At 46.4% G+C, this 6,099-nt stretch carries 6 protein-coding genes and 1 pseudogene; 1 reads left to right on the top strand and 6 read right to left on the bottom strand.

Annotated elements, in window-relative coordinates; all coding sequences use genetic code 11:
* Positions 1–1,433: 1,433 nt before the first annotated feature.
* The 6 genes from AD948_RS18555 to AD948_RS00600 all read right to left on the bottom strand — a co-directional run bounded on the left by AD948_RS18555 (position 1,434) and on the right by AD948_RS00600 (position 5,084).
* The gene (locus AD948_RS18555; protein WP_248845861.1) at positions 1,434–1,781 is read right to left on the bottom strand and encodes a hypothetical protein; all 348 of its coding nucleotides are present in this window, start codon (positions 1,779–1,781) and stop codon (positions 1,434–1,436) included.
* A gap of 658 nt (positions 1,782–2,439) precedes the next feature.
* Positions 2,440–3,063 carry a hypothetical protein gene (locus AD948_RS00620; RefSeq protein WP_061470267.1) on the bottom strand — a complete coding sequence of 208 codons (624 nt, stop codon included), beginning with the start codon at positions 3,061–3,063 and terminating at the stop codon, positions 2,440–2,442.
* Between the two features lie 104 nt (positions 3,064–3,167).
* Positions 3,168–3,389, bottom strand: coding sequence for a hypothetical protein (locus AD948_RS00615; protein WP_061470266.1), 222 nt, complete (start codon positions 3,387–3,389; stop codon positions 3,168–3,170).
* A 382-nt stretch (positions 3,390–3,771) separates the two neighbouring features.
* Entirely contained in the window at positions 3,772–4,185 is a 414-nt protein-coding gene (locus AD948_RS00610) for a PIN domain-containing protein (RefSeq protein WP_061470265.1), read from the bottom strand.
* Positions 4,185–4,382 (bottom strand): AbrB/MazE/SpoVT family DNA-binding domain-containing protein, encoded by a 198-nt coding sequence (locus tag AD948_RS00605; RefSeq protein ID WP_042789004.1) that lies wholly within the window; start codon positions 4,380–4,382, stop codon positions 4,185–4,187. Before AD948_RS00605 ends, AD948_RS00610 begins: the two co-directional genes overlap by 1 nt.
* A 93-nt stretch (positions 4,383–4,475) precedes the next feature.
* The gene (locus tag AD948_RS00600) at positions 4,476–5,084 is read right to left on the bottom strand and encodes a recombinase family protein (RefSeq protein ID WP_061470269.1); all 609 of its coding nucleotides are present in this window, start codon (positions 5,082–5,084) and stop codon (positions 4,476–4,478) included.
* A gap of 536 nt (positions 5,085–5,620) precedes the next feature.
* On the opposite strand from AD948_RS00600, the pseudogene AD948_RS17970 reads away from it, so the two are divergent.
* Positions 5,621–6,099, top strand: a pseudogene (locus AD948_RS17970) (hypothetical protein); the annotation flags it as partial.

Below are 6,099 nucleotides of genomic sequence, written 5' to 3'. Positions count from 1 at the left end.
AGTCATGATCTGGAGCGCTTGAATGTCGATTAGCCCTAGTAGCCTGAGGGCTGTGTCGGCAGGCAGCAGTTTCCAGTATTTTATGGGGAGGGATAGATGGCTGATCCGGTACCGGATGCATTCGGGATGGCCCGCGTCTTCTAGCCGAAAACACGTGTTCACATCAGCCTGGATACCGCTGCATTCGCACTCTTCCCGAACATAGAGAGAAACATCACATGCTAGATACGAGTATAAGACTCATGAGCCAAATGACGAAATACCCTGACAGAGTAGATTCATACTGCGAATCCCATACGAGCATTTACGCAATCAGATCCCGGAGAGGTAAAAGATATTCGTGTTAGAAATTCCGAAAAAAGCGTTCTGTCATTGTTGATTTGCGGATATCTCTGAGACGAGAACGTTTCGTGGAAACACTTTTCTGGTTCGATGCGGTTTTGCGAACTGTTTCAAGCCGTGGAGTCGGTAAAGGCAACGTGTCAGAGAGCAAGAAGAAAAAGTTGACATCGCAGGATACACTTAAAAAACGAGAGAAATTAATCGCGTAAAGCAGGTTTACATTGAAAATATCAGGGACATCTTAGATGAAGGGCAAAAAGAAAGACAATGAGACCAAAGTGCCTCAGGGGGGGGCATTCGATATGCTTCTGCGGCAGCGTATATCGGCCTTGCGACAGGGACGCTAAGAAACCAGCACGAGAAATTAGAAATGCCGTCGATCAAGATCGGGAGTGTGCGATGCTTCAGAATATTGGATCTTGAAGATTTTCTGGTGCGCAAATTTTTAGAAACTGAATGTCGATCCAATTCGAAAACGCGTCGTGGTCGTGGCGAGAGTGCCGTATTAAGTGTGGATATGAATTTCTGGGTTATTATCACGCTATGGCTGATTCTGGCACTGGTCAGGTTGTATTAGGTAACAGCCTGACTGACACTGTTAGCGTTTCTATCGACGGTTCTGGCTTTCATGGACCAAGGCCATCGCCGCCAAGTCCTTGGTGCGGGGTTGGTAATAACGGTCGAGGGATTTGAGATCTTTGTGATCTGTGGCTCTCTTGAGCTCAAGAGGATTGGTTTAGGATCCATGCCAGATGTGATGTCGCTTCGTACCTCGGATCATGAATGGTGATTTCTTTCAAAGCTGCTTTCTGAACAAGGCGTTTGAAACGCATCTTTGCTGCCAATGTCAAAAATGAAGTCACTCAGTTTGATAGCCTTTCGGTGGGAGCGAAGCGTCTGGAGAAAACGAGCTGCGCCCAGTGTTAGAGGGCGGATTTTGGGACCATGCTCTACAGACGGTTCATGGTCTTGGTCTTACCAAGAGACAGTGAATGGCGATCGTAATTGATATTACGTCACTGAAGGGCAATAGCTTCCTCCCGTCGTGTGCCCTGCTTAATGGCAAACTGGACAAAGACGCTGTCATCCGCCTATGGCAAGTGAGCCATCGCTTCCAGCAGTTGGTCATATTCTTCACCAAACAGGCGACGGTTGCGTTTCTTGTCCGCTCCCACAGTTCGTCGGATCACCGTTGCGGCAGCCGGGTTTTTGGCGAACAGGATGTCCCATTCTGAAGTGGCGTGTTGGCAGATCGCGGCGAGCAGATTGAGGCGCTTAACGACTGTTGCGGCTCTGTATTGATCGGCCTGTCGATCTCGAAAGCCGCGGATGGCTGTCGGTGCCAGGTCGTGGAGTGACAACGAGGCAATTGGGTCCCAAAGCAAGGCGGGGATATGACCCTTGCGATCCTTGTCTCTTGTCTGCATCTCGTCGCGCACATACCGATCGACTAATTCGCTAACGGTCTGGCGTTCAAGCCGGCGGGTATCCTGAAACTGGCCGAGTTCAAGTTTGGCGGATGTTGCATCAAGCCTCTGTCTGGCCAGCTTGGCAGAGGCAAAAGTCTGATGGATGCGTTCGCTGCCAGCGATATGCTTGCGGGCGCGGTAATGCTCCTTACCAGGATACTCGACACCTGCTGTAGCGAGCGCCCTGTTGCTGGGTCGATTTTACGAGATGTGATTCGGTCTTTCAGGATGAGCTTCTCTTGGGCTCAAAAAGCAGTCAATCATTCCGCGATCAAAACTCTAAGTCATTGGAAAGATTGGCGTCCCGTACGGGATTCGAACCCGTGTTGCCGCCGTGAAAGGGCGCCATATAGTTCAGGAAAACAACCAGATAATCTTCTATATCGTTGATATTAAGCCAATTTAGTTCATTTCACTTCATTCGAAATCACTGGAGATCATCATCCAGATTGGCTCAATTCTGGCTCATTGGCTTCGGAACGGCAAGATCTGGTGAAAATTTCGCTGCGAAATATATCGGGGGTGGTAGGATCTTCCCGTAAGAAGAAAGAGAGTGGAGGAGCAAAAAGTTCACCGTACGATACATCTCTATCCGCCACATGATTTACGCGTTTTTTAGCCTTGGAAATCATACCGAACGGGCTCGGGCTATAATGTGCCTGACACGTTCTGTCTGCACTTTAACATGACAGACCTCGTCAACATGGATCACCTCGACAGGTGCAACGCCGACATATCGAAAAAGGCGCTCTTCAATGCCTGGCCTGAAGCTTTCTGCTGCTTTGGACACGGATTTGCCTTGGCTGGTTACGGTCCCCGCTACTTCAATATAAAGAGTAGGATGACCTTTACAAAAAAGACTGAAATCAGCTTGCCCCTTGTAGTCCAGTTCTCGAATGAAAGGCTGTATTCTGAGATTCAAAGTGTCAGATGCCTCCAGAAGCAGTCGGCGATACACTGCCAATTCGACCATGCTACTAATTTTGTGGCCATTGATGCACACTTCCTGCTGCCACGCAGGCAGATCGGGATGACGTTCAGTGACTTTCTGACGAAACAGGCGCCAGAGGGTCTTGTCAGTGTTGTAGCGGGAGACAATTTCCTGGCCGCCATCACAGAATTCAAGCATCTGTGGTGTAGGAGTAACAAGCAGCTCACGGGATATGCGCGCATAGTGGTCCAACTCTGTCAGACGGAAGAACTGGTCTGACAGCCAGTGTGGCATCCGGTTATTGAAGCGGTCATAAGTCATGGGTGATGTCCTGAGGAATTTTATGTCTGTGTAGCAACGAACTGTTCGATAGCGACACATGACGAGTGGGAAGATGAAAAGTGTGATGAGGACGTCTGTCGGGATCAATCCTGTCGCACAGATGGTCCGTCCAGAATGGCTTTCGTCACGCGATTGAATTTCTGGTTGATCACACGCGTAAGGACGACTGCCCCTTCAAGGACAGAGGCATTATAGGCATTTCCATCCAGACACTCGGCCAGAGTGAAACTCAGAAGGCGGTGCAGTGCTGCAATTTGGAAGACATCTGCTTCGACGGCAGACGCTATAGAGTCATGATGTGACATGGATATTTTTTCTCTCGTTCAAAAGGAGGAAGAACGAGGTCTCACCCATTGAAAAAACCGGAAGGAAGGAAAGAAATCCAAAATCCTTTGGGGAATGGAGAGTAAGAAACCTCAAAAAAATGAGGGGAATAATATGAGGGTTAATATAAATAAGAACTAAATTTATTAATAATGAGAATAAGTTTTTGACAATATAATTTACTGATTTTAAATATAAAAAGAAGCCATCCGAACTGCGGGACTCGAACCTGAGCCAACCCGCAGTGACACCTTCTTAACCTCTTGAAACAGCTAAAAGAATGCGACGTGCTGTCTTCCAGTTAGTGTTTTTGTTCCCGGCGTTGGTTAAACAATCTGGGAACGTGGCGAAATCAATTTAACCCTAATCTATGGCTTTCTGAAAGGGGTTAATAATCGTCACCATATCAAAAATCTTCTGACCATTCTGCATGTCTTCGGACAACAGGGTTTCGATGCCGTTTTCTATGGCACAGGCTAGAATCATGGCGTCGTAAGTCTGGAGTCCATAGCGTTCAATGATGGCCCAGCCCCGACTGTAAACGGCCTCTGTAATAGGGTGAATGGTGACCAGTCCCCGGAAGTCCGTAATAAGTGTTTTTATGTCGTTCAGTGGAAGTTTGGTTTTGCGTCTTAGCGTATTGGTCGCTTCGTTGAGCGTCTGCACCGAAATATGACATTCTTGATCCAGAAGAATGCTGTCAGCGATACCAGCCTTCTCTGTTCCTTCCTCCATCATGGCATAGAGAAGGATGTTCGTATCCAGAAAGAGAGACATCAGTCTTTTGGGCGTTCAAACCGAAAGTCGGAAGGCAGTTTTTTTCCGATTTCTTTCAAGGAACGAAGAGCTTCTTCTTTGGATTTGAGGCGTGTGAAAAGAGCTTCCACATTGTCGCCTTCCTGAAGGCCAAGTTGTTTGACAATGTGTGAGGGAATGCGAACAGCCAGGCTGTTACCCCATTTGGAAACCTGCATATGAACCTCCCACGAAAAAGATAAACAAAAATACTTTATGTATATCTATTTTGCAAGGTGATTCGGCCCGTTCCCAGTTTTCTGAAAAGCATTTCATGCATCAAAAGACGGGTCGGATGGGAATTCGGTAGTCGTTTTCGGTGTGTCATGGGATCGGGCAATTCGGGAGATAGCACTTTCACTGAGCCCATATGTTGTTGCCAGAGACTTGAGTGTTGATCCATTTTGTCTTCTTACTCTGATTTCCCGTTTCTGAGCGGTGGTCAGTCTTGATGGTCGTCCCATTTGCTTTCCCTGCTGGATGGCTCTGACCCGGCCCTCTGATGTTCTGGTTCTGATCAGATCGCGTTCAACATCAGCAAGGCCCCCAAGGACCGCAAGCATCAGCCGTCCTGTGCTGGTGCTCGTATCAGTCCATGGCTCAGCTATTGAATGAAACTGTGCTTTTTTATTCGTAATCTCCTTAACTATAGAAAAGAGATCGAAAGTACTGCGGGCGAGTCTGTCGATACGGGTGACAACTACGATGTCACCTTCACCCAACGAGGCTATCAGCTTTTTGAGTTGTGACCGTTCGGAATCAGCGCCGCTTGCTTTTTCTCGGTAAATTTTTACGCACCCAAATTCTTTTAAATTTTTCACTTGTATATCAAGGGTCTGTCCAACTGTGCTGACCCGTGCATACCCTATTTTCTGGCCCATGCTCCACCTCTTTTCCGTGCAGGAAAGGAGCATCTTAGCACGATGTCTGTTTGAGTAATTCCTGATTTACGCAAGTAGGGTAAGTCCCACCTGCTCCATGAAATTCTCCAAAGTTTTATTTCATAGAAAAATTGTTTGCACAACAAAAACATCAACTGAAACAGAAAAAACCTAACAGATATTTTTTGCGTAAATCAGGAGTTAATCAAGGTGTCATCCGCAAGATCGGTGTTTTGGTCGGACTGTTCGAAAGCAACAAGATCCGCACGATTATCTCATTATTGCAAACTCGTGGGTCGGCACAATGAGGAAGCGGGAACCATGCACTGGCATGAAATGGAGGCAGGGTTCTGGATATTGTGCAGTGTTCAGGCCGCGCTCAGGGTTTCGTAATGTTGCCAAAGCACTGGATCGTCGGGAGGACCTTCGCAGGGATCATTGTCGCCCATCTCCTTAAGAATGCCACGGAAAATCATTCAGACTGCTTTTTGATGCGGTCTCTTCATTAAAACACAATAGATGAAAGGATTACTTAAGTGACTACTTCAAGCACAACATACACAGTGGCTGCCAATGGATCGCTTGATTACGGCCTGCCTATACTGCCTAAGGATTCCGGAGATCTTATTAATGACACAGTAAATTTCACTGGAGATGGAGGCAGGTTAATTGTTCAATTAAAGGATTTTTTAAGTAGCGATAATAGTGGGAGTATGGTTGTATTATCAATAAACTCAAATTACAAAGATACTATCATATTAGCTATCATCGGTGACTACGATTATACCGGACAAACATGGTATGTAAATGATCCTAGTCAAGGTCTAAATTTAACAGTTATGAACATTATTTATAATGGAAATCAAGTTGAATTAAATATTCCTGGTAACCCGTTTAATTTAGTTAATAACGTTCTTGTTGATACAAATACCTTACTTGTGGATGGTGTAAACAATACTTACAGTATACAAACATGTTTTCTTGCTGGTAGCATGATTCGTACACCGGATGGTGA

This window comes from Acetobacter senegalensis, from assembly GCF_001580995.1.
In the GTDB taxonomy this organism is placed as follows: Bacteria; Pseudomonadota; Alphaproteobacteria; order Acetobacterales; family Acetobacteraceae; genus Acetobacter; species Acetobacter senegalensis.
Note: the sequence above shows the minus strand (reverse complement) of the source record. Positions and strands in the feature narration are given on the sequence as shown.